The following is a 21,176-nucleotide window of genomic DNA, read 5'->3' as shown; positions in this document are numbered from 1 at the left end:
GCCTGTGAAGCCGCCTGCGAAACCGAATCCCAAGCCGAAGGGGTAGAAATTGGAACGCGACGAGTTGATCTTTCAGCTCGGCTATTCCGCGCGCCTTGAGCGTATGACGTCAACCTTGTTAGGTCGCATTGATCGCGGAACGTCTTTTGCACAGCTTTTTCTCGGAGCGTCTGTCTTCGCCAACGTTCCGAATTGGTTGCAGTACGCGATTGCAACGTCACTTTGCGCCATCACGGTGTTTGTAATTGTCTATCAGCCTGCGGTCAAACAGATGCTGGCTGCGACGCAACGCGATGCTTACGACCGCCTTTTGGCAAAATCGAGATCGCTCTCTGACGCAGAGATTGCCGAGCAGCTAGTAGAAATCCAGAAACAAGATTCGGCAGTATTGGGTGCGCTTTGCAATCCGGCGCATCTTGGCGAGTGCATCAGGCTCGATCGCGAGCCCAATGTCACATTGAACTGGCATGAGCGCCTTGTTGCATGGCTCGCGGGCGACCTACCGCGCTTACCGAACACTTAGATAGGATGGAGCCGAGCGAATCAGATCAATGATGCGCAGGTCCACTCGTCTTCCGAAAAGACGGTCGATACGGGGGGCAAAATGCTTAAGACCGACCTATCCATTACGCGATTCAAAGATTTCGACGTCGTATTCGGCGTTTCCGGCACGATGCGCCGCATCGCGAAGATCATGTTCGCCCGCGACGGCAGTATCTATGTCTTTTTTCCCGGATTTCGCTCGACAGAAGGAATTTTGTGTCGAGCAAAATTGATCGCGGGCACTAATTATCCCACGAACATCGACTTATCTGAGGGGGGAAAGGTAGCTAGTCATCTGGTGAAGTATTCTCACCACACCGATGGCGAGGCTCATTTTTCTCAAGACGGAAAGGTGAAAACAGAGATTCGGCGGAGGTCAGTGCCCCTGACCGAGCAAAAAGGGCATCTATTTACCATACAGGTTCAAGAGTTCGATAGCTTTCCCTATCTTCCCAGTGCAAAGGCTAGGCAACTGACGTTCAACTTGCCGAACGATGTGCCTGCTATAAAGCTGACCGCATGGCGATTTCCGCTGTCGGGAATAAACTTCCCGGAAATCATCGTTCCAGGCGCAATCCCTGTAATTAAGACATCCGATGGGATTGATCGTGCAGGCTTGATGGTGCTACCGCCGGTCGGTATGCCATTCGACGATGTGGTGCTTTTTCTATCCGGGCAGGTAACCTCATCGCTGTCAGTGGATCAGTCGGCTCAGCTCCTATTTATGGGGGGCTTTGATCCACCCTCAATCGCCTTGAACCACGCTCACGATACAGAATTCATCGCGTTTTCTTATCCATGCACAGACTTTGAAGCGCTAAAGGCTCGGATAGGTTCAATTGACTTCGCTAGTGATGCTAGCGACGCGTCGGCGTTGTAGAGCTACAGCAGACAGCTTGGAATGCGCAGTCTCACCGATCGAATGGGAAGTCCGATTTCCGGACTCCCCATTTGCGTCATTTCTTGCTGACGAAACCTGAGCGCATCTGACCGCTGATGGTCTCGATCTGAGCATCGAGTTCACCGGCGACGACTGCAGCCTTGAGCGTGTCGAGAGTCGGGATCAGATCGTCCAGCGTACCGACTTCAATCGCCTGTTTGCCCTTGGCAAGTTCCAGCGTCTTGGCCCCGTACTTGACGAACATGTGGACGCGGCCATTCTCAGCGGTCCACCACCAGGCACGGACGCGCTTCTGCACTTCAACGTTACGGCGTTCGCCGGTTTCGGCATCCTTCACCGAACGGAACTTCGTCGGTGTAAACGACGTTCCGGCCTGTTGAGCCTTCGCCAGTTCCGTTTGTTCCCAGATTTGCGCGATCAGCCGGTTACGGCGCTGCACGATCTGCGGCAGTGTACTGGGTCGTTTCGCGGCGACGATCTTCAGATTTGCGATTGCGCTCATGTATTCCTCCTATACCGTTTCGATACAGAGGAGGATGTATTCGGTCACTGGTGAAATCAACAGAATTTTTCGGTTATATAGGCTGTTTTGTCCTAGCTGCACTAAATATAGCTATGGCAAAAAAGAACGAAGAAATAAAGCGAGAGACGCAGGAGTGGATGCGTAAGCATGCATCGAGCTTCACTCATGCCGTTACGCTCACGATGAAGCAATCACGTGAGGTCATGACCACAAAGGGATTGACCAGACAGCATCTGACGGAAATCGAAGCGAAAGAGAATTTCAGGCTATTCCTTCGCAATTTGAGCATAGCCGTATATGGGAAAGCAGCCAAACGATTTGGTGTAAGTGTCCATGTCATTCCTGTTATAGAAGGTCTCGCAACCGACAAACGCCTGCACTACCACTGCATGATCGGAAACTTCCGTCCAGAGTACGAGGATGCGCAGATCACCAGCATGATCCATGCTGCATGGCTAAAAACAGATTTCGGTTATGCCGAAATCGACGTCCAACCGCTGGAAGCGGATGGTTGGATTAACTACATCACAAAAGAGGTCGGCATGGGCGATGCCGACAATGTGGACTACGACAACGTCCATCTCCCCAAGGAATAACGTTCCGACAGAAATGCCTAGCTGCGTGATGGTTTACGGCCCTCGCAGCTTTCAAAACGAAGAACCTCTGCATACGATGTTCTTTAATGATTTACTACGGTTATAGATTCCGATGAATAACTCCTCTGATAGATCCCATGAAGAAGGACACGAAGAAGTTACAGACATCTGCATGTGAGCGATACGACGAACAAGGAACGGATGGAGCATGCGATAGGAAATAACCTGATGCACATAACATCCATCCCTCTCCTCCTTTACCTCTGCTTCCACTTCAACGGCGTTACTTGAAGGAAAATTGTCCGGTCGACCGACAATTTCAGCGGCAGCGCTAAGTCACTTGTTGGTTTAACCAACACTCCATATCAGCGGCATGTCGAAATCAAAGGTTTCTGCTAAAACCTTTGGTTGTTGCGTAGGTGCTTGATTCCTCTGATGCCTACGCGGCGTCATTCCTTTGTTGATCCGTATAACTAAAGAATACATCCTCTGGGCATGGATTTTATTTGCTCAGAGGGGAAATGAAGCAGGCCAAGACATTCACCGAAAGAGAACTAAAGCAGGTACTGACCTACGTCTCGTTCCGGCGGCATGCGTTGCGCAATCGGGCGATGGTGCTACTGACGCATTGGGCCGGTATGCGTGTTGGCGAAGTCGCCGCGCTGTTCGTGGGCGACGTGCTCGATACGGATGGTTCGATCAAGTCAGAAATTCGACTTGCACCAGAACAGACGAAGGGCCGACATGCACGCACGGTTTTTCTCGGGCAGAAGTTACGACGGGAACTGGCCGCGTATGTTGCGAGCTTGAAGAATCCGCTACCTGAACAACCGCTGTTCTATACGCAGAAGCGGGCCGGGTTCACAGCTAACACGCTCTGCCAGTACTTCCACTGGCTCTACAAGGAAGCGGGCATTCAGGGCGCGAGCAGCCATTCCGGCCGACGGTCGTTCATCACGAATCTGGCAAGCAAGGGCGTAGGCGTGCGAGTGTTGATGTCGCTAGCAGGACATCGAGATATTTCGACGACGCAGCGGTACATCGACGTCAACGACGAGATGCAGCGTAAGGCCGTGGATCTCGTGTGATGAGTCGATACAGCTCTGCTCAGATAGAAGCACGTCGCCGGTTTGCGCTTGCGTTCAGGCACGAGAGCAGGCCGGACCTGACGCACGTACTCGGTAATGGCTGGTCGCTCGGACAGGACATGCACCGGCTGACCGATCAGCAGTATCTCGATAAAGCAGTCCAACTGTTCAACCGGCGTATCGGCATCGCGCGGTTTGCGCCGTCGGACAAAGCAGACCTGTTCAGAGTGGCAGGCGTTTAATCAACTGAAGGGGAAATCACACATGGCAAGCTGTCCCGGGCGTATCGCAAACTATGCAGGTCAACACGGTGCGAATATCTACCGCTGTACCAATTGCGGTACCGTTGGATGCCGCGATCATCGTTGCACGAATCACAACTGGAGCAGCAACGACGGTTGCCTGCGTTGCGGCAGTCATGGCTCGATGAAACGGGTTCCGTAAGGTGCTTTTACCCGATGAGAGATCTCCACGCGGATGCTCGGCCGGCACTATCGTGGCAAATTATCGACAGTTTCCGCGTGGTAGAGACTTGCACGGCTCGGGCAAGCGCGGCCTCTCGGGTCGATTCCAGAAACAGCGCCTTGGTTCTTTGCGGCAGGATGGCGGCCCATTTGCCGTCCGGACGAGGCTTTACCGCCAAAAAGTCAACGTCGGCTCCTGTAACAGCCGCCGGAGCAACGCCTGTCGCAATCTGTGACGTGCTGAGTTTCATTGTCGCTGTCGAGAGCAATGCATCGAACGCCAGCGCACAAGCGAGCGTATCCCACACGAAAGCTGATAAACGGGCGTGCGGGACGCTGTGCATAGATACGTGAGCCGCTTTATGCCGCTCGATTGCTAGCTGTTTGAATAGGTCGTCAAAATTGCCTTGAACGGCAATGCCTGCCTTAAAGCACACAGTACCGGCAGCATTCCAAAAATTAGCCACTCCGAAACGTTTTGCAATCGTTGAAATGTCGTCGGCACCCACATTCGATTTGTCCCGCGCAAATGAGTATCGAGTAAATTGGTACGGTGAACCAAGGGAGCCTGCAGCAACAGCGGATGCTGCCTGTTCAAATTCTGAGATCTTATCGGCAACGGGCATACTGCGCGGCAAGTTAGCCAATCCTTCAAACGTTGCTATTAATGACGCGACCTTCAGCCCAACGGGAAGATGCGTATAGGGTACTGTGGTTTGATCAATCGCGGTCGCGCATTCTAGGCTTCGATCCCGAACGAAGCCCTCTAATGCACAAAACAGCATAACCATGCAACCGTTGCGTACTACGACAGCGGAGCTACTCGGAGTGGGGACGGGCGTCGTATCAACCGATAGGGGATTCGCCAAGATGTCCCGGATTGCCCCGATCCGGCTCAGGAAATTCTCTCGAGCGCTTGACATACGAACCTCAGGCGAGTGAGCTTAGCGTGTCGCGAACTGCTTTGATACGTCCTTCCACGCTCGAGCGCGTATTTGTTGCAGATCTGACCCAACCCTCGAAATCCCCAGACTCAAAGAGCTTCTTTGTTGCTTTACGAACCTGTGCGATCCGAGTAGCGAGTCGTTTTACCTTCGCAGCACTCAATAGCGAAACTCCTACCATCTGTGCGTCGTACATGCCAGCTAGGAATTGGTTGCGCGCGACCCCGCCATCGTATCGCTTGAATGCGTCTTCTCCCCAAAGAATCTCGCATCGTCTTAACGATTCACCAAATAATTTCCTAAATGCCGTCAACTGTTGCGCATTAGGCGACCGATGCTCCTCCATAAATTTGTCCATTGATCTTCTGTAGTCACCCGAAAAATCTTCCCAAGCGCCATGCATAGTGAAGAAGCGCAGGACGTATTCGACATCTTGCATTTGAAGATATGCTGGCTCGGTGTTCTTTATTATCTTGAGTTGCTTTCTCAAAAAAGAATCCGAGGAGAGATCGATTAGCAAGTCATTGAATTTCCCGCGAAACGCGGCATTTCTGATTTCTTGTGGAAAAAGGGCCTCGCCTCCGGTATTGAGCCGCTCAAAAACCTCGTACTTAAGATCCGGATCGGATTGCTTCAACAGGGTGATTACGCGAACATAGGGGCGAATCGAAAGAGCATTCTTAGGAGACTGGGGAAGCTGGTCAAAGAATACTCCGGTCAGCTCCTTGAATTTTTCGAGTTCCGTCAGCGAGAATTCATTGCGCATAAATCGCCTGATCGTGGAGAGGCGTTGTTTTCCATCGATAACGGTATACTGCCCATACTCTTCTTCCGCAAGGTAGACAGGGGGAATGGGAATGTTCAGCAGGAAAGACTCGATCAGCGCGGATTGCCGCTTAATGCTCCACCGCTCTCGTCTTTGATATGCAGGCTGCGTATCGATCGCACCACTCTCGACCATTGATGCGACTGTTTCCAGAGACATATCAGACGCCTGCAAGACGAGCCGGTCTTGGGCCTTGGTGAATTTCTTTGTAATTTCCTGTTCGACTTGCGGCGGAATTGCCTGAAGAGCAGTGGCCATAGAAATTTGGATTGTTTTGAGTTGACGTTCGGTGTTCTTACAGACCCCAAGACCTGACCAGCAGCTTAGCGGAAATCTCGCTTGGGCCGACTTAGAGGTTTAGTCGAGCCGAGCGGCCATTGGCATGGACATGCCGTTCTTGGCCGAAATCGACTATCTGTGCTTTGCTAGGACCGTTTACCTCGAATACTGCCGTCTCGAAAATCGCATGAAAAGCTAACGGCGTTCGTTTCCGTGACTTCGTAAAGCTCGACTACTCTGGACCTATTTTCAGTGGCGCCGCTACTTGCGCCGATTACTTTTGGAGCGGTGCTTTGTCTTCAGCATCCCGGCTAATTGCTGGACGAAATTCACGACGAGCAGGCGCTCGTCGTTATCCAGACCCTCAAGTGCGTCCGCGATCATGGCCATCTGGTCGTCCGGACGCTTCGAACCGCGCTGCAATAGCTGGTCTACCGAGCAGTCTAGGGCGTCGCTGAGCTGCTGGAGCCGATGCAACGTCGGCACACGCGTTCCTCGTTCCCACCGACTGACCGCTTCCTGTTCCAGATCGATCATCTCCGCAAGCTTGGCTTGCGTCAACCCGCGTGCACGTCGTTGTTCTGCAATGGCAGTCCCAACCCGAGCGGCAAGCAACGCATCTTGGGTTTCATCGGCAGGGGGCGCGGAGCGTGTAGTCATAGGCCACCATGGTCGACCTCATTCCAATAATGATGAACACCCTTATAGGAATATTTAATTCCAAAGTGGTTGAATTTTTGAGACTGTTTTCGTATCTTAGAGAGGTTGCGTGAGCGGTCTGGGCGTAAGTGAAAGCCGCTCGGGAGATTTTATTTCGAAAAATCAATGGCCTATGACCACAAGCGATTCACTTTCCCAGTTCCATACGTTCATGTCGGTCTACGAAAGCTGCCGAGCATCGGCGCTTGGCCATGCACTACAGATGACGCCGATGGCCGCTCGTGCCTTGGGCTTGATCCGAACGTTTCCCGGCGTGACCCTTCACGAGTTGAGCTGCATCCTGGGCGGAAGTCAGGGGCAAGTCATCGGCGCTGCATTTGACCTGCGACACCTCGGGTACATCGAGATAACGGAAGAGGGTAACGACAATCGACAGCGGGTGTTGAAACCGATCCGGGGGCGACTGTTCGGATTCGAGGGATATGATCAACTGGTATTCAATCTAGCGGCCGACGCGGGGGTTACCGAGCAGTTGGCGGCGTTGTTACCAACGTATCAGGACGTGCTGACGAAAGCACTTGAAGAACTGCAAGGTGATGCGCAAAACGTACAGTATCAGGCTCAGCGGCGGATACTTGCCCGTGTGCTGTGATCAATGCCGGCGATTTTCGAACACATTGGCGCCATTGCTCGGCAGAAGCGCCGAGACGTCTTGTTCATCGAATTTCATCGTGTCGATGCCAAAGGAAAGCGGCTGTCTCGTGACAGGGTTCGAGTGGCCTGGACTTGATGCGCGGCAGCAGATTGTTGAGTGGCTCGACAAGCGGGGGATCGAGTGGAAGGCTTGTGGGCACGTGGTGGTCCCGACGCTGATCATGTCTTATCGCGGACAGATTTACATCGATCTTCCCATCGACAGAGATGTGTCCGCGTATCGCGAGTTGGAAGCATTCCTCGGAAATCCGAACGGCAAAATGAGAATAGCGGGTGTCAGGCTCTGTCGCCTGAGGTATGAGGCCGCGTTGCGGAACTCGGATCGTGACACGGGTGGCTATTGGGACCGGTGGTAGACGGGCGTCGCCGACGTTATCGCCTGAGTCGATTCGCTTCCATCGCGGATAGGGCTTCCATGAAGATCACCCGCAGAGCCGGAAGCGTCTTTTCCAGAGCATCGGACAGGCCGATATCGCGGCCGAGTCGTTCCAGCTTGACGCGGTAGAGGCGGGCAGCTTCGCATCGTGCATCGACGGGCACTAGGAAGTATTCTCCGTTGCGGCTTTTTGTCGATTCGATGACTCGGGCTAGCCCGTGCTCCTGCAAGTCGAACGCGGCACCGATTGCCTGTCCCCGACTACAATCAAGTAGGAGGTGCAGTTTATCGAGCGAGATTTCGCCGGTGGACAATCCGATATCGAGCGCCTTTGCCGCGAACACCGACGTGCCGAGCGACTTTGCAAGGACGGTAGCGTACCGCCCTTGAAACAGAGACATGAAATTGTGAAAGCGTGTGATTGCGAACATTTAACCCCAAGCTACGAAACTTTATCGGAGCGGCATCGTATGGAATGCCGGGACAAAAAGATGGTAGCGAGGGGGTATCGCATCATCAAGAAAAGGCTGACGACCCCGAAGCGTCAATGAAACCGACGTTTGATAGTCTGTCCGGAAAAACGCCCGAACAGACTCGCGCTTTTCGATTACGGTTGCTGCGCAAGCGCCCACATCTGCGAGTTGCTATTCAACAGATGGGCCACCTCTTGGCAGTTATCGAGGATCGCACGAGGATTATTTCCCCTTGTGATAATCCGCCGTCGAATAAATCCGTCTGTAACGCTGCTGATATTGGTAACACCACTGTCAAACAGGACCTGACGCGCGAGGGGAATCCAAACGGACATACTCATCGGCTCGAACGAGATTAGTCGGCTACGGCCGATGACACCTTGATCGATTTTGTCAATATGATTTGTGGTCATGATGAAAACTGCATCGTGATTGTGACTCCCGTAAGGCCGATTCATCGCACTTTTCAATTGCTGCATCGGCGTTGTTGCAGAAATTGGGGCGCTTCCAGGTGGACTGACGTTTACGTGCAACGCTCGGGTTGACCAGGATGTTAACTTCGCATCGAGCTGCGTAGATTCTCGATTTTTTCCCCGAGAAGATGCGCAAGGACGAACGCAAGGCCAGCGAACCCAAAGGGGTGTACCGCGTCAGGAACTGGCGGGATTACAACGCGGGCTTGATCGCAAGAGGCGATGTAACCATGTGGATTGATGAAGGCGTACTGACGCAGGTACCCGAGGCTGGCCCGACCAGGCACGGCCGACCGCGTGTCTACAGCGATGCAGCGATCCAGATGCTGCTCAGTCTCAAGCAAGTCTTTCATCTGCCGCTGCGCGCACTGCAAGGCTTCGCCCAGAGCTTGCGCAAGCTCGCCTTTCCGAGCTTGCCGGTACCCAACTACACGACCTTGAGCCGTCGCGCCCAGACCCTCAAGGTCGCGCTGCCGGCGCAACGTCCCCATGAGCCCATGCACCTCGTGATCGACAGCACCGGGCTGAAGGTTTACGGCGAAGGCGAGTGGAAGGTGCGCAAGCATGGCTGGTCCAAGCGTCGCACCTGGCGCAAGGTGCACCTCGCGATGGATGCGAACACAGGCCAGATCTGCGCCGCGCTGATGACCCATCAGGACGAAGGCGATGGCGAAGTGTTGCCCGATCTGCTCGACCAGATTCCGGCTGATGTAATGATCGATACCATCGCAGGCGATGGCGCTTACGACACCAAGCCTTGTCACGCGCAGATCGCCGCGCGTGGCGCCAGCCCGTCGATTCCGCCGCGCGAGGGAGCGAAGCCGTGGCCAGACCGCACGCCCGGCGCCACCTGGCGCAATGCAGCTATTGCCGCTATCGAAGGAAGCAGCAGGCGCGAATGGAAGCAGGCGAGCGGCTACCACCGGCGATCGCTCGCCGAGACCTTGATGTACCGGCTCAAGGTACTCACGGGCTCCTGTCTGTGGGCGCGCGCGACGGGCTCGCAAGCCACCGAGGTATCAATCCGTGCGGGTGTACTCAATCGCATGGTAGCCCTCGCTCGCCCGCAGTCCGTCCGTATCGCCTGAGATTGAGAGCACACAGATCATGTCGTCTCTACGCCTGATTTACGCAACAACGCCTGCTGCATCGCAGCGGGCGTCAAATTATCGACCTCATCAAGAATGATGTAATGATGCGTCCCGCTCATCGGAAACCGGGCGATCTGCTCGGAGATCGAAGCAATCAGATCGACGCCATTATGGCTTGGACGACATGCTTCGGGCCGGATATAAGGCCTTTCGGTCGAGTGCTTCGCTTCGATTGCCGCTGGCAAAAGCTCAGCAACGGTGGTTTTTCCGGTCCCATACGGGCCGTACAAGATCAGCCCGCTCTTCCCATTTGCTGGGAATTGATAGGTCGGCGACAGCACCATCTTGATTTGATCGTGTGTGACTTGCGAGGGGTATGTCATATTACTGAGTTTCAACATAATAAGTTATCCTATTGATATGGGCGTCGAATCTTCCTTTGACGCCCGTGGTTAATTAGTTGGTGGTGTTGTCCGAATCGGGGGCGGCGTCACCCGACACATGCTCGTTCGCGTATGCGGCATACGCCCGGTCTAGCGCGCCTTTATCCGTGACGATTGCACGAACGGACATGCTGCCGTCAGCGTGAAGCATGACAATTGCGGTACGCATGGTGTCCGCTGTGACGGTCTCCAGTCCGGCGTCGGCGAGCGACAATGCATCGACCGAGCAGAGAATGTTAGTTCCGACTCGCTTGCGGCCTTGTTCGGCAAGATCGGCCGGATTGGTCAGACTCTTTACGGCCCTGAGCGTGCCGCTGGCATCGTAGGTTTTCCTTACCCTTTCGATGCCGCCGGCTTCCTTAAGCCATGAAATAAACGTGTCTTTCGTTTGCCCCTGTTGGTCGGCAGCGTTGAGGACGAGCGCGTAGCCCGCAGCAAGTTGCCGGTTGTCGCTGACGATCAGTTTGAGCATCATCGTGAGCGGTGATGTGTTTGTCGTAAAGCGAATCTCTCGCTGCGTGCATTGGTCCTTGAGCGCTTGCACGTTCGCGAAGCGAGTTTCGGCCGATGCCTGCTTGATCTCGGTTTGAAACAGACCGAGACCGCGCGCAAGCATGTCCCACAGGGCTGTTTTGGAACGGGCGTGCTCGGCTTGCAGTCCGGAAATTTTATCGAGGAACGTGGCATCTGAAATTTCAAATTTCGGATGGCTAGTTTCGGTATTTTCCGCTGCGGTGGTGTCCGTGTGATCGTGGTGAAGCATTTATACCTCCAATTAAGAATTTGGTTGAGTCGATAATTTCGACAGGGCCAACTGTAAATTGGAGGTGGAATGGGCGCTATCTGCGTGTGCGAGCATCTGCCAACCTTCCTGGCAGATGCTCGCACGTGACAATTTTTAGGGGGATTTTGCTACTACAGAAAGTACTATTGCTCGAAATCTAGGCCCTTGAACCAACCGCGCAGGGTCCGTTCGCTGTAGGGATCCTTGGCCTTGCCTTTGTCTTCACCGGTAGCCAGAACGCGAGGGTCGCTCTTGTTGTAGAACGGATCGCTCGGATCAGTTGCGTTGCGGAAGCGCTCGATAGCATAGTCGTTTACCGCCTTTTTAAGGCTGCGTGCGGCATTGCTGGGATTCGTCAACGGGGTGTCACCGGCCCATGTGCGCACAAGCTGTTCAGCGTACTGTCTGACGATTTTCCCCTGTTGATGTCGCGCGTTGGCGGCATTTCGACTGCTGTTGGTACGCTCTCTTTTGAGTACTCTCGGCTCAACGGTTGAGTTAATGGCCCAACCGGCTGCCAGGTATGCGCGACATAGATAATCCAGAGCTTTATCCGGATTTTTTTTATGGATGTTGAACGCCATGTCCGCCAGCAAGCAAGCTACAGCAATATGAGCTGTTTCCTTTTCTGTCTGGGATTTTGACGGCATGTCGCCGTACAATTCTTCAGCCACTTCCCAATGATCGCGTCCGATGTACTGTTTCAGTGAGTCTAAGAAGCGAGCCCTGAATGGTATGTCTTGAGGAATCGAACTTTCCTGATAAGTTTGCTTCAACGCTTCTATTAGCTCGACACACTTGTCCGCTATCTTTTGCATTTTCCGATGCTATTCCTGTCAATCGATTACTGTATTCGTCTTCCGCCTGTTGCATGTGTTGCCTATCGGACCAGCGATAGTACGTCAGGTTTGCGCGCTCGGCCGAACTGAGCGGTAAGTGCTGATTGTTTGAACCCGCCATCGTTGGCGTTCTGGCGCTTTGCTTGAGCGTGAGGCAGGCCCAGGCGTCGAGCAGGCCTGCAAAACGCATGGCGGCTCGTTTGGCAAGCCGTAGGGGAAACGTTAATGCAACCTACGTTGGGCCGCAATCAGAGCAGTTCGGTCGACCACGTAGATTTCCGCGCCCATCGAAATGGCGTCGTTCGGGCACTCGGGCTCGCAAACGTCGCAATTGTGCGGAAAACGTCTTGTTGCTCATGGCTTGACGTGCTATCTCGACTTTGCGCGCTGCAAAATCTGCAACACCTGTGCAACTCAGCCGCAACTCAAAAACATGGATTTCGGGGAATTTTGCACGACCGTGCGGAAGGCTAAAACGCTATAATATATTGTTTTTTCTAGGAAAGTTGGTGGCAGCATGGCCCTGATGATTACCGACGAGTGCATCAATTGCGACGTCTGCGAGCCCGAGTGCCCGAACGATGCAATTTCGATGGGCCCGGAAATCTACGTGATCGATCCGAACAAGTGCACCGAATGTGTTGGCCATTTCGATGAGCCGCAGTGCATCCAGGTCTGTCCCGTCGAGTGCATTCCGAAAAATCCGGAGCATGCGGAGTCGCACGAGCAATTGATGGAGAAGTACCGTGCGCTCACTGCGGCGAAGAATGCTTGAAGCGCTGGCGGCTTTGGAATAAAAGCCAGGCAGAAATGACTAACGCGCCTCAATCGAGGCGCGTTTTTTATTTCATGCGGACTTTTTATCCGACGATCGATTTTAGGGCGTCGATCAATGCATTGCACTCGTCGTCGGTTCCGATCGAGATACGCAGGTGCTGGTTCACCCGCGGCGCGTTGAAGTGGCGCACGAAGATTTCCTTCTCGCGCAGCTTCGCGGAAATTTGCGCCGCATCGTGCGCGGGATGCCTTGCGAACACGAAATTGGCCGCCGAGGGCACGACCTCGAAGCCGAGCGCCGCGAGCGCAGCGCTCAGCCGCTCGCGGCTTTCCATGACCCGCTTGCTGGTGGTTTCCAGCCACTCTGCGTCCTCGTAGGCCGCGGTCGCCGCAGCTTGCGCGAGGCGGTCGAGCGGGTACGAGTTGAAGCTGTCTTTCACGCGATTGAGTGCGTCGATCAGATCGGCATGGCCGAACGCGAAACCCACGCGCATGCCCGCGAGCGAGCGCGACTTCGAGGTCGTATGCACGACCAGCAGGTTGGGGTAGCGGTCGATCAGCGCGATGGCCGATTGCGTGCCGAAATCGACATAGGCCTCGTCCAGCACCACGACGGAATCGGCGTTGCCTGCTACGAGCCGCTCGACTTCCGCGAGTGGCAGCGCGTGGCCCGTGGGCGCGTTCGGATTCGGGAAAATCACGCCGCCATTCGTTGCGCCATTCGCGGGCAGATAGTCGTCGACGCGAATCGCGAACTGCGCGTCGAGCGGCACGGTGCGGTACTCGACCCCGTAAAGGCGCGCATAGGTCGGGTAGAAGCTGTACGTGATGTCGGGAAAGAGAATCGGCTTGTCGTGCTTGAGCAGCGCCTGGAACGCATGTGCGAGCACCTCGTCGGAGCCGTTGCCCACGAACACCTGATCCGCGCGAATGCCGTGATGCGCGGCCACAGCGGCGCGCAGGCGCTTGGCGACCGGGTCCGGATAGCGGCGCAGCGACTCGGCCGTTTCGCCGAGTTCGGCGCGAATCGCTTCGAGCACGCGCGGCGAGGGCGGGTACGGATTCTCGTTGGTATTGAGCTTCACCGGCTTCGCGAGCGCGGGCTGTTCGCCCGGCACGTAGGGCACGAGGCGGTGGACGATGTCACTCCAGTAACGACTCAAGTTGCTCTCCTTCGATACTTCGAGGTGGCTTGCAGAGGATGGACGCGATGAAAGCCACGCGCGCCGAAATCAGCCGTTGCGGTGCAACTGCATGACCGCGCGCTCGGCCTCGCCCTTCACGAACGTGGGCATGACTGCGAGCGCCCGCTCGATCGACGCGTCGATCACGTCCTGCTCTTCGCGGCGCGGCGGCTTGAGCACATAGTTCGCCACGTCGGGCTTGGCGCCAGCGCGCGCGCCTTCGGGAATCAGGTCGCGCGGATGGCCGATGCCGATGCGCAAGCGCCAGTATTGCTGCGTCGACAGATGTGCGGAAATGTCCTTCAGGCCGTTGTGGCCGCCGCTGCCGCCGCCGAGCTTGAGCTTGACGGTGCCGGGCTGAAGGTCGAGTTCGTCGTGCGCGACGAGGATCTCATCGGGCAGGATCTTGAAGAAGTTCGCGAGCGCGACGACCGACTGGCCCGAACGGTTCATATAGGTCTGCGGCTCGAGCAGATGCACTTCCTCGCCGTACAGGCGCGCCTTCGCATAGTGGCCATGGAAACGCCGCTCGTCGCGCAGCGTCGTGCCGGCTTCACGCGCGAGCTGGTCCACGAGCCAGAAGCCCGCGTTGTGTCGCGTTGCCGTGTATTCGGCGCCCGGATTGCCGAGCCCGACGATCAACCTGATCATTGTGGTATTCCGCCTGCAGAATTCATTGAAACAATCCGCAAGTGTACGAAAAAGCTGCGAAAAAAAACCCGCCGGGGCGAACCGCGGCGGGTCACGTCGTCCGTTTCTTTGAAACGGATCGAGAGGATCAGCTTAATTCTTGCTGGGCACTTACTCAGCCGCTGCTTCTTCGCCTTCAGCAGCCGCTTGAGCGCCAGCCGGCACGGGTGCCGACGCGACCACCGGGTTTTCGGCTTCGACGTGCGGGACCAGCGTGACGCCTGCGGGCAGCGTGATGTCCTTGGCGTGCAGCGATTGGCCGGCTTCGATCTTCGCGAGGTCGACTTCGAGGAATTCCGGCAGTTGGCTCGGCAGGCACTGGACTTCGATTTCAGCCAGAACGTGCGAGATGATCGCGCCGCCCAGCTTCACGGCCGGGTTGGTTTCCTGGTTCATGAAGTGCAGGGGCACCTTCGTGTGGATCTTCTTGTTCGGATCCACGCGCTGGAAGTCCACGTGCAGCACGAGCTGACGGAACGGGTGGTATTGCACGTCGCGCAGCAGGACTTGCTGCGACTTGCCGGCCACTTCGAGGTCGAGGATCGACGAGTGGAAAGCTTCCTTCTTCAGGGCGTGCCACAGCGCGTTGTGATCGAGTTCGATCAGTTGCGGCTCGGCGCCGACACCGTAAACGATGCCAGGGGTCTTGCCAGCATTGCGCAGGCGGCGGCTCGCACCCGTACCTTGCAGATTGCGTTCGAAAGCGATGACTTTCATGATGTTCTCAGTTGATGCACTGCCCGCGACCAGGCAGCAAATAAAACGGGGTCCTTTCGGCTGGATATCCACCAGAAGGCCCCTGCGATGCGGCGCAAACCTTCGTCCGCTTGCGCCGATTACACCAAAGCGCGGCATCCTTGCGAATGCCGCGCTTCGGCGTGAATCTCTTTAGCTTTCCGCGAACAGCGACATCACCGAGTCGCCGCGGCGGATACGCGAGAACGTTTCCGCCAGCAGACCCGCGCTCGTGAGCGAACGGATCTTCGCGCACGACCGGGCCTCTTCGCCCAGCGCGATGGTGTCGGTCACGACCAGTTCGTCGAGCGCCGAAGCGGCGATGCGCTCGCCCGCGCCACCCGAGAGCACCGGGTGCGTGGCGTAAGCGAACACCTTCTTCGCGCCGCGTTCCTTGAGCACTTGCGCTGCCTTGCAGAGCGTGCCGGCGGTGTCGACCATGTCGTCCATGATCACGCAGGTCCGGCCTTCGACTTCACCGATGATGTTCATCACTTCGGAGACATTCGCCTTCGGGCGACGCTTGTCGATGATCGCGAGATCGCAGTTCAGTTGCTTGGCGAGCGCACGAGCGCGCACCACGCCGCCGACGTCCGGCGAAACGACCAGCAGGTTCTCGTAGTTCTGCTTGCGCAGATCGCCGAGCAGCACAGGCGTTGCGTAGATGTTGTCGACGGGAATATCGAAGAAACCCTGGATCTGGTCAGCGTGCAGATCCATCGTGATGATCCGCTCGACGCCCGCGATTTCCAGCATGTTCGCTACGACCTTCGCCGAGATGGCCACGCGCGCCGAACGGGGGCGGCGGTCTTGACGGGCATAGCCGAAATAGGGAATGGCTGCGGTGATCCGGCCTGCGGATGCGCGCTTGAGCGCATCGACCATGATCATCAGTTCCATCAGGTTGTCGTTGGTCGGTGCGCTGGTCGACTGAAGGACGAAGACGTCCTTGCCACGCACGTTTTCCTGGATTTCGACTTGGATTTCACCGTCGGAGAAGCGGCTAACCATAGCCTTACCGAGGGGAATACCGAGGATCTTGACGACTTCCTGTGCAAGCGCGGGATTCGCGTTGCCAGTAAAAACCATCAGGCCGTCATGGCTGCTCATCATGCACCTGCTGCGGACTTGGGGGGGCGAGAGGAACTACTTGGGTGAACTGCTTTAGAATTTTTGGCAGGGGAGGAAGGACTCGAACCCTCGCATGCCGGAATCAAAATCCGGTGCCTTAACCAACTTGGCGACTCCCCTACACTCAACTTCGAGCTTGACTGACCGGTAGGACGATCAGCCACGCAAAACTATGCCGCGAAAGCGAAGAGTGGATGCGTGTCCAGGCTCGACGTCACTGCACTTCTCCAGTCTGCCGGAAGCCGCGCTTGCGCGACTTCTGCTTCAGCCCGACTGGCGAACGCTGCGAAAACACTTGCGCCCGACCCGGTCATCCGCGCTGGAGCGATGTTTTCAAAACATCTGAGCACCTGCGCTACTTCCGCGTATTTTCCTGCGACAACCGCTTGCATGTCGTTTTGGCCGAAGTTGTCTGGCCATCCCTTCTGCGTTGCTTGCAGTGCAAGAAAGACTGCTATTGTGCAGGCTCTTGTGTCCCTTGTCAATGACTTTTCTGAAAAAATTTCAGCGGTAGGAACATGAACTCGCGGTGTCACCACCAAAAAGTGGCGCGGGGGCAATTGTACAGCCTCCAGCGCCTCGCCAACACCCTCAGCGAATGCATTTTTCCCGAAGACGAAGAAGGGCACGTCGGCGCCGAGTTTGAGCGCGAGCGCCTGCAGTTCCTCGCGCGGCAGGTTGAGCTTCCATAGGCGATTGAGTGCGAGCAGCGTGGTGGCCGCATCCGAGCTGCCGCCGCCAAGGCCTGCGCCCATCGGCAGACGCTTTTCGATGTCGATTTCGACGCCTTCGTTCGTGCCGGTATGTTGCTTGAGCAACGTCGCGGCGCGCACGGTAAGGTCCTGCTCGGCGGGGACGCCATCAACCTCCGTGGTGCGGGTGATGCGGCCGTCGAGGCGGCGCGTGAAATGCAGCGTGTCGCCCCAATCGAGCAACTGGAAGACGGTTTGCAGGTCGTGATAGCCGTTGGGCCGGCGACCCGTGATGTGCAGGAAGAGATTGAGTTTCGCGGGCGCGAGGCAGTCGCGCAGCGAGTCCTGGGTTTCGGTCATGATGCGGGTAGGCGCCTTGCGGCGGCGCGCGCATCGCGCTTGCCGCCGCAGGGCGCAATTCCTTTACTGGTCGAGCACGAGTTTGATCTGAAGCGGCGGGTCGTCGCGCATGAGGTTCACGCGCTTGACGCCGGTGGCGGGGGCGTCTGCGTAGGCGAGATAGTCGATGGTCCAGCCATCCTGCTGAATCTGCGCGAGGCGCAGCGGATCTTTCGCGTCGGGCGTCGTATGCGCGCGCGACGTGGGGGCGACCGACGGCTGCAGCCAGTAGCGCAAACCTTCCACCGGCAGCGCGAAACCGAGCGCCTGCTGCATCAGCGTGCTGACGTTGTCGGCGGTGAGCGGCTGCTTGTTCGGCAATTCGAGCGTGGCCTGGCCCGGCGACGATGTGACGACGGCAAGCGTCTGCCCAAGCGGATTGAGCAGTTGCAGTGTCACGGTCGAATCGGCTTCGTGCCAGTCGAAATTGCCGTAGGCGTTGCGCTGCTGGCCGTTCTGGTCATCGTATTGAACGGCGAAGCGGCCATGGTAGGCGCGGCTCGTTTGCGTGGTGAGCGACGTCGTGGCGCGAGCCGTGGACGGTTCACGCGGCACTTGCGTCGCGCAGCCCGCGAGCGTGAGCAATCCGGCGAGCAGCCCGGCCGCCGCCACGCCCAGCGCCGGCCGCGGGATCAGTCGCGAGGCGCGTCTCGCAGCGGCAGAGGCGGTGGGGTGGAGATGCGGTTGAAATTCAGCCATCAGAGATCGTTGACCTGGAAGCGCTTGAGCGTCTTCAGGAGTGTGTCGTTGTCGGGTTCGAGCTTGCGCGCCTCGCGCCAGGCCTTGCGCGCACCGTCCTGGTCGCCATTCCTCCACAGCACCTCGCCGAGGTGCGCGCCGATCTCGGCGTTCGGCTGCAGGCTGTAGGCCTTGCGCAATAGCTTGATGGCGTCGGCGTTGTCGCCCATGCGGTACTTCACCCAGCCCACGCTGTCCATGATGAACGCGTCGTCAGGGGCGAGCGACGAAGCTTTTTCGACCAGCTTGTCCGCTTCCGGCAGGCGCTGGTTGCGGTCCGCGAGCGAGTAGCCGAGCGCATTGTAGGCCTGCGGGTTGTCGGGCTGCGTCTTGATCAACTTGCGCAACTGCGCTTCCATGACTTCGTAGTGGCCGGTCTTTTCGGCGGCCATGGCGTAGTCATAGGTGAGATCGGGGTCGTCCGGGAAGTCGGCGGTGGCCTTGGCGAGGCGCGATTCCGCTTCCGCATAGCGCTTCGCGTCGAACAGGATGGCGGCGTCCGTGCGCGCAATCAGCGCCTGGTCGCGTGGGTCGTCGGACTGGATGCTCGCGAGCTGACGGCGTGCCTCGTCGACCTTGCCCTGCTTGTCGAGCATCTGCGCACGCGTAATCTGCGCAGGCACATACTGCTGGCTGCTGGGCTGAATCTTGTTGAGCCACTGCTGCGCCCCCGCGTCGTCCTTTTGCTCGGCGGCGAGTTGCGCGAGATAAATGTAGCCCTGGCCCGGATCCGCGCCCGGCGTTTTTTCCGCCACCTGCGTGTACTGCACCAAATATTGCTTGGCCTCGTCGTACTTCTTCTGCTGCACGTCGATGAGCGAGAGCGCCATCAGTGGCATCAGGTCCGTCGAATTGGCCTTGTGCAGAAACTCGAACTGCTTTTTCGCGTCGTCGAGGCGGTCTGCGGCGAGGTAGGTTTGCGCGAGCGCAAGACGTCCTTCACGCGACTTCGGATTCTGCTGAACAAATTTTTCGATCGACGCGATGCCTTCCTGGCGCTCTTCCGGGCCCATCTGCGCGAGCATCAGTGCGGCGGGCAGATAGTCGGGCTTGATGGCGAGCGCCTGCTCGAACGATTTACGCGCGGCCGGCACGTCGTCGACGAGCAGTTGCTGGCGTCCGAGGGCGAGTTGCGCCTCGGGACGGTTCATGTCGTCCTTGAGCAGCGCTTTGAGCACATCGAGGCCGCCTGCGCGATTCGGGCCGCGCGAGAGCAGCAGTTGCAACGAGAGCAGCGCCTGGCTGCGGCTTTCCGCCGGCACGCGGGCCAACTCGCGCGCGAGCAGCGGCTGCGCCTCGGCGGGCTTGCCCGCAAGCACGAGCAGCGAGGCGTCCAGCTGCGCGGCACGCTCCGAATCCGGCGCGTACTGCTGCCAGAGCTGCACGGCGGTGAGCGCGTCGGTGGGGCTTTGCGCCGCGAGCGCAATTTCCGTCGCGCGTTGCGCCATGCGCGGGTCGTGCGTGTCGCGGGCGAGTGCGAGATAGGTCTGGTAGGCCGGCGCCGGCTGATTGCGCTGCAACGCGATTTCAGCGGCAAGCACCTGGAAGACGATCTGGCTCGAGAGCGCGACGCCCGGCAGGTCCTTCTTTTCGTCGGGCGAAGCGGGCCCGAACACATCCGGCATGGTGACGGAAGTGTCGTCCGAGGTGGGGGTCCGATCCTGTGCGTACGCGCTCGATGTCGTCAACGCCCAGGCCGCGAGCACCGCAGCGCCGATCAGGCGCCGGGGACCCGGGACGCGTAGTTGACGCGCTTCGCGCAGACGCGGCGCTGCCGCCTTGGAGCCCGCTTTGAAGCCCCGCAGCGAGCGCTTCGCAAACAGCTTTACGAAAGACAGTTCCATGGAATTCCGTCGAATGTTTCGGTCGATTGTAACGCGCTGGATACAATACGCGCACAACGGCGACGCAAGTTGCAGACCAGCGCGGTTACGCTCGCCGGATTGTTCCGGCACAACCTCTCACCCCTTTTTAGACATGCCAGAACTGCCAGAAGTTGAAGTCACCCGCAGGGGCATCGAGCCGTGGGTAGCGGGCCGGCGCGTCGAGCGCGTCGAGGTGCGCAATCCGGCCCTGCGCTGGCCTGTGCCGGCCACGCTCGCGCGCACGCTGCGCGGGCGCACGATTCGTTCCGTGGGCCGGCGTGGCAAGTACTTGCTGTTCGAGGTCGACGAGGGCTGGTTCATCGTTCATCTTGGCATGACCGGCACGCTGCGCGTATTACGCAATCTTCCAAAGCCGCCGGCCGCGGAGAAGCACGATCACGTCGACTGGTTCTTCGACGACTTCACGCTGCGTTTTCGCGATCCGCGCCGCTTCGGCGCCGTGCTCTGGCATCCGCGCGAGGCGGGCGACGTGCTTGGCCATCCGCTCCTTGCGAATCTCGGCATCGAGCCGTTTACGCCAGCATTCTCGGGCGCACTGCTGTTTCGCGAGACGCGCGGCCGTAAGGTGTCCGTCAAGCAGGCGCTGCTCGCCGGCGACATCGTGGTGGGCGTCGGCAATATCTACGCATCGGAAAGCCTGTTTCGCGCGGGCATCCGGCCGACCACGGCAGCGGGCCGCGTCTCGCTCGCGCGCTACGAACTGCTCGCGGACGCCGTGCGCGCCGTGCTGGCCTCGGCCATCGAGAAGGGCGGCAGCACGCTGCGCGATTTTGTCGGCAGCAACGGTGAAAGCGGCTACTTCCAGCTCGAATATTTCGTTTATGACCGCGCGAGCCAGCCTTGCCGCGTGTGCGGCACGCCGATCACACAGATCGTGCAGGGCCAGCGGTCGACCTATTTCTGTCCGCGCTGTCAGCGCTGAGGGCA

The 21,176-nt window shown here is 57.6% G+C and carries 25 protein-coding genes, 1 tRNA gene and 1 pseudogene; 9 read left to right on the top strand and 18 right to left on the bottom strand.

The genetic code is table 11. The features are described 5' to 3' along the window. Nucleotides 1-49 precede the first annotated feature (49 nt). Both PWP93_RS11215 and PWP93_RS11210 read left to right on the top strand, forming a co-directional pair. On the top strand, nucleotides 50-523 hold the full coding sequence (locus PWP93_RS11215) for a hypothetical protein (RefSeq protein WP_421044529.1): 474 nt from the start codon (nucleotides 50-52) through the stop codon (nucleotides 521-523). A gap of 81 nt (nucleotides 524-604) precedes the next feature. Next, entirely contained in the window at nucleotides 605-1,423 is an 819-nt protein-coding gene (locus PWP93_RS11210; protein WP_421044528.1) for a hypothetical protein, read from the top strand. Nucleotides 1,424-1,499: 76 nt separating this feature from the next. On the opposite strand, the gene PWP93_RS11205 is transcribed toward PWP93_RS11210, so the two are convergent. Continuing rightward, on the bottom strand, nucleotides 1,500-1,946 hold the full coding sequence (locus tag PWP93_RS11205) for a DUF6641 family protein (protein WP_421044527.1): 447 nt from the start codon (nucleotides 1,944-1,946) through the stop codon (nucleotides 1,500-1,502). A gap of 113 nt (nucleotides 1,947-2,059) precedes the next feature. On the opposite strand from PWP93_RS11205, the gene PWP93_RS11200 reads away from it, so the two are divergent. The 3 genes from PWP93_RS11200 (at nucleotide 2,060) to PWP93_RS11190 (ending at nucleotide 3,893) form a co-directional block, all read left to right on the top strand. Then, nucleotides 2,060-2,563, top strand: coding sequence for a hypothetical protein (locus PWP93_RS11200; RefSeq protein ID WP_421044526.1), 504 nt, complete (start codon nucleotides 2,060-2,062; stop codon nucleotides 2,561-2,563). Between the two features lie 521 nt (nucleotides 2,564-3,084). Beyond that, nucleotides 3,085-3,651, top strand: coding sequence for a tyrosine-type recombinase/integrase (locus PWP93_RS11195; protein WP_421044525.1), 567 nt, complete (start codon nucleotides 3,085-3,087; stop codon nucleotides 3,649-3,651). Continuing rightward, nucleotides 3,651-3,893, top strand: coding sequence for a hypothetical protein (locus PWP93_RS11190; protein WP_421044524.1), 243 nt, complete (start codon nucleotides 3,651-3,653; stop codon nucleotides 3,891-3,893). The genes PWP93_RS11195 and PWP93_RS11190 overlap by 1 nt, the downstream gene beginning before the upstream one ends. A 209-nt stretch (nucleotides 3,894-4,102) precedes the next feature. On the opposite strand, the gene PWP93_RS11185 is transcribed toward PWP93_RS11190, so the two are convergent. From PWP93_RS11185 to PWP93_RS11175, 3 genes are all read right to left on the bottom strand, one after another. Next, nucleotides 4,103-4,906, bottom strand: a complete 804-nt coding sequence (locus PWP93_RS11185; RefSeq protein WP_421044523.1) for a hypothetical protein — start codon at nucleotides 4,904-4,906, stop codon at nucleotides 4,103-4,105. Between the two features lie 139 nt (nucleotides 4,907-5,045). Next, a complete protein-coding gene (locus PWP93_RS11180) occupies nucleotides 5,046-6,143 on the bottom strand; it encodes a DUF262 domain-containing protein (RefSeq protein WP_421044522.1) in 1,098 nt (365 codons plus the stop codon). Nucleotides 6,144-6,425: 282 nt separating this feature from the next. Next, nucleotides 6,426-6,824, bottom strand: coding sequence for a helix-turn-helix domain-containing protein (locus PWP93_RS11175; protein WP_421044521.1), 399 nt, complete (start codon nucleotides 6,822-6,824; stop codon nucleotides 6,426-6,428). A gap of 109 nt (nucleotides 6,825-6,933) precedes the next feature. Between PWP93_RS11175 and PWP93_RS11170 the strand changes: the two genes are divergently transcribed. After that, nucleotides 6,934-7,476 carry a MarR family transcriptional regulator gene (locus PWP93_RS11170; protein ID WP_421044520.1) on the top strand — a complete coding sequence of 181 codons (543 nt, stop codon included), beginning with the start codon at nucleotides 6,934-6,936 and terminating at the stop codon, nucleotides 7,474-7,476. A gap of 434 nt (nucleotides 7,477-7,910) precedes the next feature. Here the strand turns inward: PWP93_RS11170 and PWP93_RS11165 are convergent, their stop codons facing one another. Together PWP93_RS11165 and PWP93_RS11160 are read right to left on the bottom strand one after the other, a co-directional pair. After that, the gene (locus PWP93_RS11165; protein ID WP_421044519.1) at nucleotides 7,911-8,315 is read right to left on the bottom strand and encodes a hypothetical protein; all 405 of its coding nucleotides are present in this window, start codon (nucleotides 8,313-8,315) and stop codon (nucleotides 7,911-7,913) included. Between the two features lie 206 nt (nucleotides 8,316-8,521). After that, a complete protein-coding gene (locus PWP93_RS11160) occupies nucleotides 8,522-8,800 on the bottom strand; it encodes a hypothetical protein (RefSeq protein ID WP_421044518.1) in 279 nt (92 codons plus the stop codon). 188 nt (nucleotides 8,801-8,988) lie between these two features. On the opposite strand from PWP93_RS11160, the gene PWP93_RS11155 reads away from it, so the two are divergent. Further along, nucleotides 8,989-9,948 carry an IS5 family transposase gene (locus PWP93_RS11155; RefSeq protein ID WP_421026637.1) on the top strand — a complete coding sequence of 320 codons (960 nt, stop codon included), beginning with the start codon at nucleotides 8,989-8,991 and terminating at the stop codon, nucleotides 9,946-9,948. Nucleotides 9,949-9,965: 17 nt separating this feature from the next. On the opposite strand, the gene PWP93_RS11150 is transcribed toward PWP93_RS11155, so the two are convergent. The 4 genes and pseudogenes from PWP93_RS11150 to PWP93_RS11135 all read right to left on the bottom strand — a co-directional run. After that, the gene (locus PWP93_RS11150; RefSeq protein ID WP_421044517.1) at nucleotides 9,966-10,352 is read right to left on the bottom strand and encodes an AAA family ATPase; all 387 of its coding nucleotides are present in this window, start codon (nucleotides 10,350-10,352) and stop codon (nucleotides 9,966-9,968) included. A gap of 55 nt (nucleotides 10,353-10,407) precedes the next feature. Further along, nucleotides 10,408-11,157 (bottom strand): hypothetical protein, encoded by a 750-nt coding sequence (locus tag PWP93_RS11145; RefSeq protein ID WP_421044516.1) that lies wholly within the window; start codon nucleotides 11,155-11,157, stop codon nucleotides 10,408-10,410. A gap of 164 nt (nucleotides 11,158-11,321) precedes the next feature. Continuing rightward, nucleotides 11,322-11,996 (bottom strand): hypothetical protein, encoded by a 675-nt coding sequence (locus PWP93_RS11140; protein WP_421044515.1) that lies wholly within the window; start codon nucleotides 11,994-11,996, stop codon nucleotides 11,322-11,324. 282 nt (nucleotides 11,997-12,278) lie between these two features. Further along, nucleotides 12,279-12,350: pseudogene (locus PWP93_RS11135) on the bottom strand (ferredoxin); the annotation flags it as partial. Between the two features lie 184 nt (nucleotides 12,351-12,534). Between PWP93_RS11135 and PWP93_RS11130 the strand changes: the two are divergent. Beyond that, entirely contained in the window at nucleotides 12,535-12,792 is a 258-nt protein-coding gene (locus PWP93_RS11130) for a YfhL family 4Fe-4S dicluster ferredoxin (RefSeq protein WP_421022916.1), read from the top strand. Between the two features lie 85 nt (nucleotides 12,793-12,877). Here the strand turns inward: PWP93_RS11130 and hisC are convergent, their stop codons facing one another. From hisC to PWP93_RS11090, 8 genes are all read right to left on the bottom strand, one after another. Beyond that, nucleotides 12,878-13,957, bottom strand: coding sequence for a histidinol-phosphate transaminase (gene hisC / locus PWP93_RS11125; RefSeq protein ID WP_421044514.1), 1,080 nt, complete (start codon nucleotides 13,955-13,957; stop codon nucleotides 12,878-12,880). Between the two features lie 69 nt (nucleotides 13,958-14,026). Further along, complete coding sequence (pth, locus tag PWP93_RS11120; RefSeq protein WP_421044513.1) at nucleotides 14,027-14,629, bottom strand: aminoacyl-tRNA hydrolase; 603 nt, start codon at nucleotides 14,627-14,629, stop codon at nucleotides 14,027-14,029. A gap of 150 nt (nucleotides 14,630-14,779) precedes the next feature. After that, nucleotides 14,780-15,385 carry a 50S ribosomal protein L25/general stress protein Ctc gene (locus PWP93_RS11115; protein WP_421022919.1) on the bottom strand — a complete coding sequence of 202 codons (606 nt, stop codon included), beginning with the start codon at nucleotides 15,383-15,385 and terminating at the stop codon, nucleotides 14,780-14,782. Between the two features lie 171 nt (nucleotides 15,386-15,556). Then, entirely contained in the window at nucleotides 15,557-16,513 is a 957-nt protein-coding gene (locus PWP93_RS11110) for a ribose-phosphate pyrophosphokinase (RefSeq protein ID WP_421025153.1), read from the bottom strand. A 64-nt stretch (nucleotides 16,514-16,577) separates the two neighbouring features. Continuing rightward, a tRNA-Gln gene (locus PWP93_RS11105) sits at nucleotides 16,578-16,654 on the bottom strand. Between the two features lie 50 nt (nucleotides 16,655-16,704). Beyond that, nucleotides 16,705-17,586, bottom strand: a complete 882-nt coding sequence (gene ispE, locus PWP93_RS11100) for a 4-(cytidine 5'-diphospho)-2-C-methyl-D-erythritol kinase (protein WP_421044512.1) — start codon at nucleotides 17,584-17,586, stop codon at nucleotides 16,705-16,707. A 63-nt stretch (nucleotides 17,587-17,649) separates the two neighbouring features. Further along, complete coding sequence (gene lolB, locus PWP93_RS11095; protein WP_421022921.1) at nucleotides 17,650-18,324, bottom strand: lipoprotein insertase outer membrane protein LolB; 675 nt, start codon at nucleotides 18,322-18,324, stop codon at nucleotides 17,650-17,652. Further along, nucleotides 18,324-20,207: a tetratricopeptide repeat protein gene (locus tag PWP93_RS11090; RefSeq protein WP_421044511.1), complete on the bottom strand. Its 1,884-nt coding sequence runs from the start codon at nucleotides 20,205-20,207 to the stop codon at nucleotides 18,324-18,326. Before PWP93_RS11090 ends, lolB begins: the two co-directional genes overlap by 1 nt. Before the next feature lie 133 nt (nucleotides 20,208-20,340). Between PWP93_RS11090 and mutM the strand changes: the two genes are divergently transcribed. Continuing rightward, entirely contained in the window at nucleotides 20,341-21,171 is an 831-nt protein-coding gene (gene mutM, locus PWP93_RS11085) for a bifunctional DNA-formamidopyrimidine glycosylase/DNA-(apurinic or apyrimidinic site) lyase (protein WP_421022923.1), read from the top strand. The last annotated feature ends 5 nt before the right edge of the window (nucleotides 21,172-21,176 follow it).

This window comes from Paraburkholderia sp. A1RI-2L (assembly GCF_048957375.1).
In the GTDB taxonomy this organism is placed as follows: Bacteria; Pseudomonadota; Gammaproteobacteria; order Burkholderiales; family Burkholderiaceae; genus Paraburkholderia.
The sequence above is the reverse complement of the archived record's forward strand: the minus strand, read 5'-3'. Positions and strand labels throughout refer to the sequence as shown.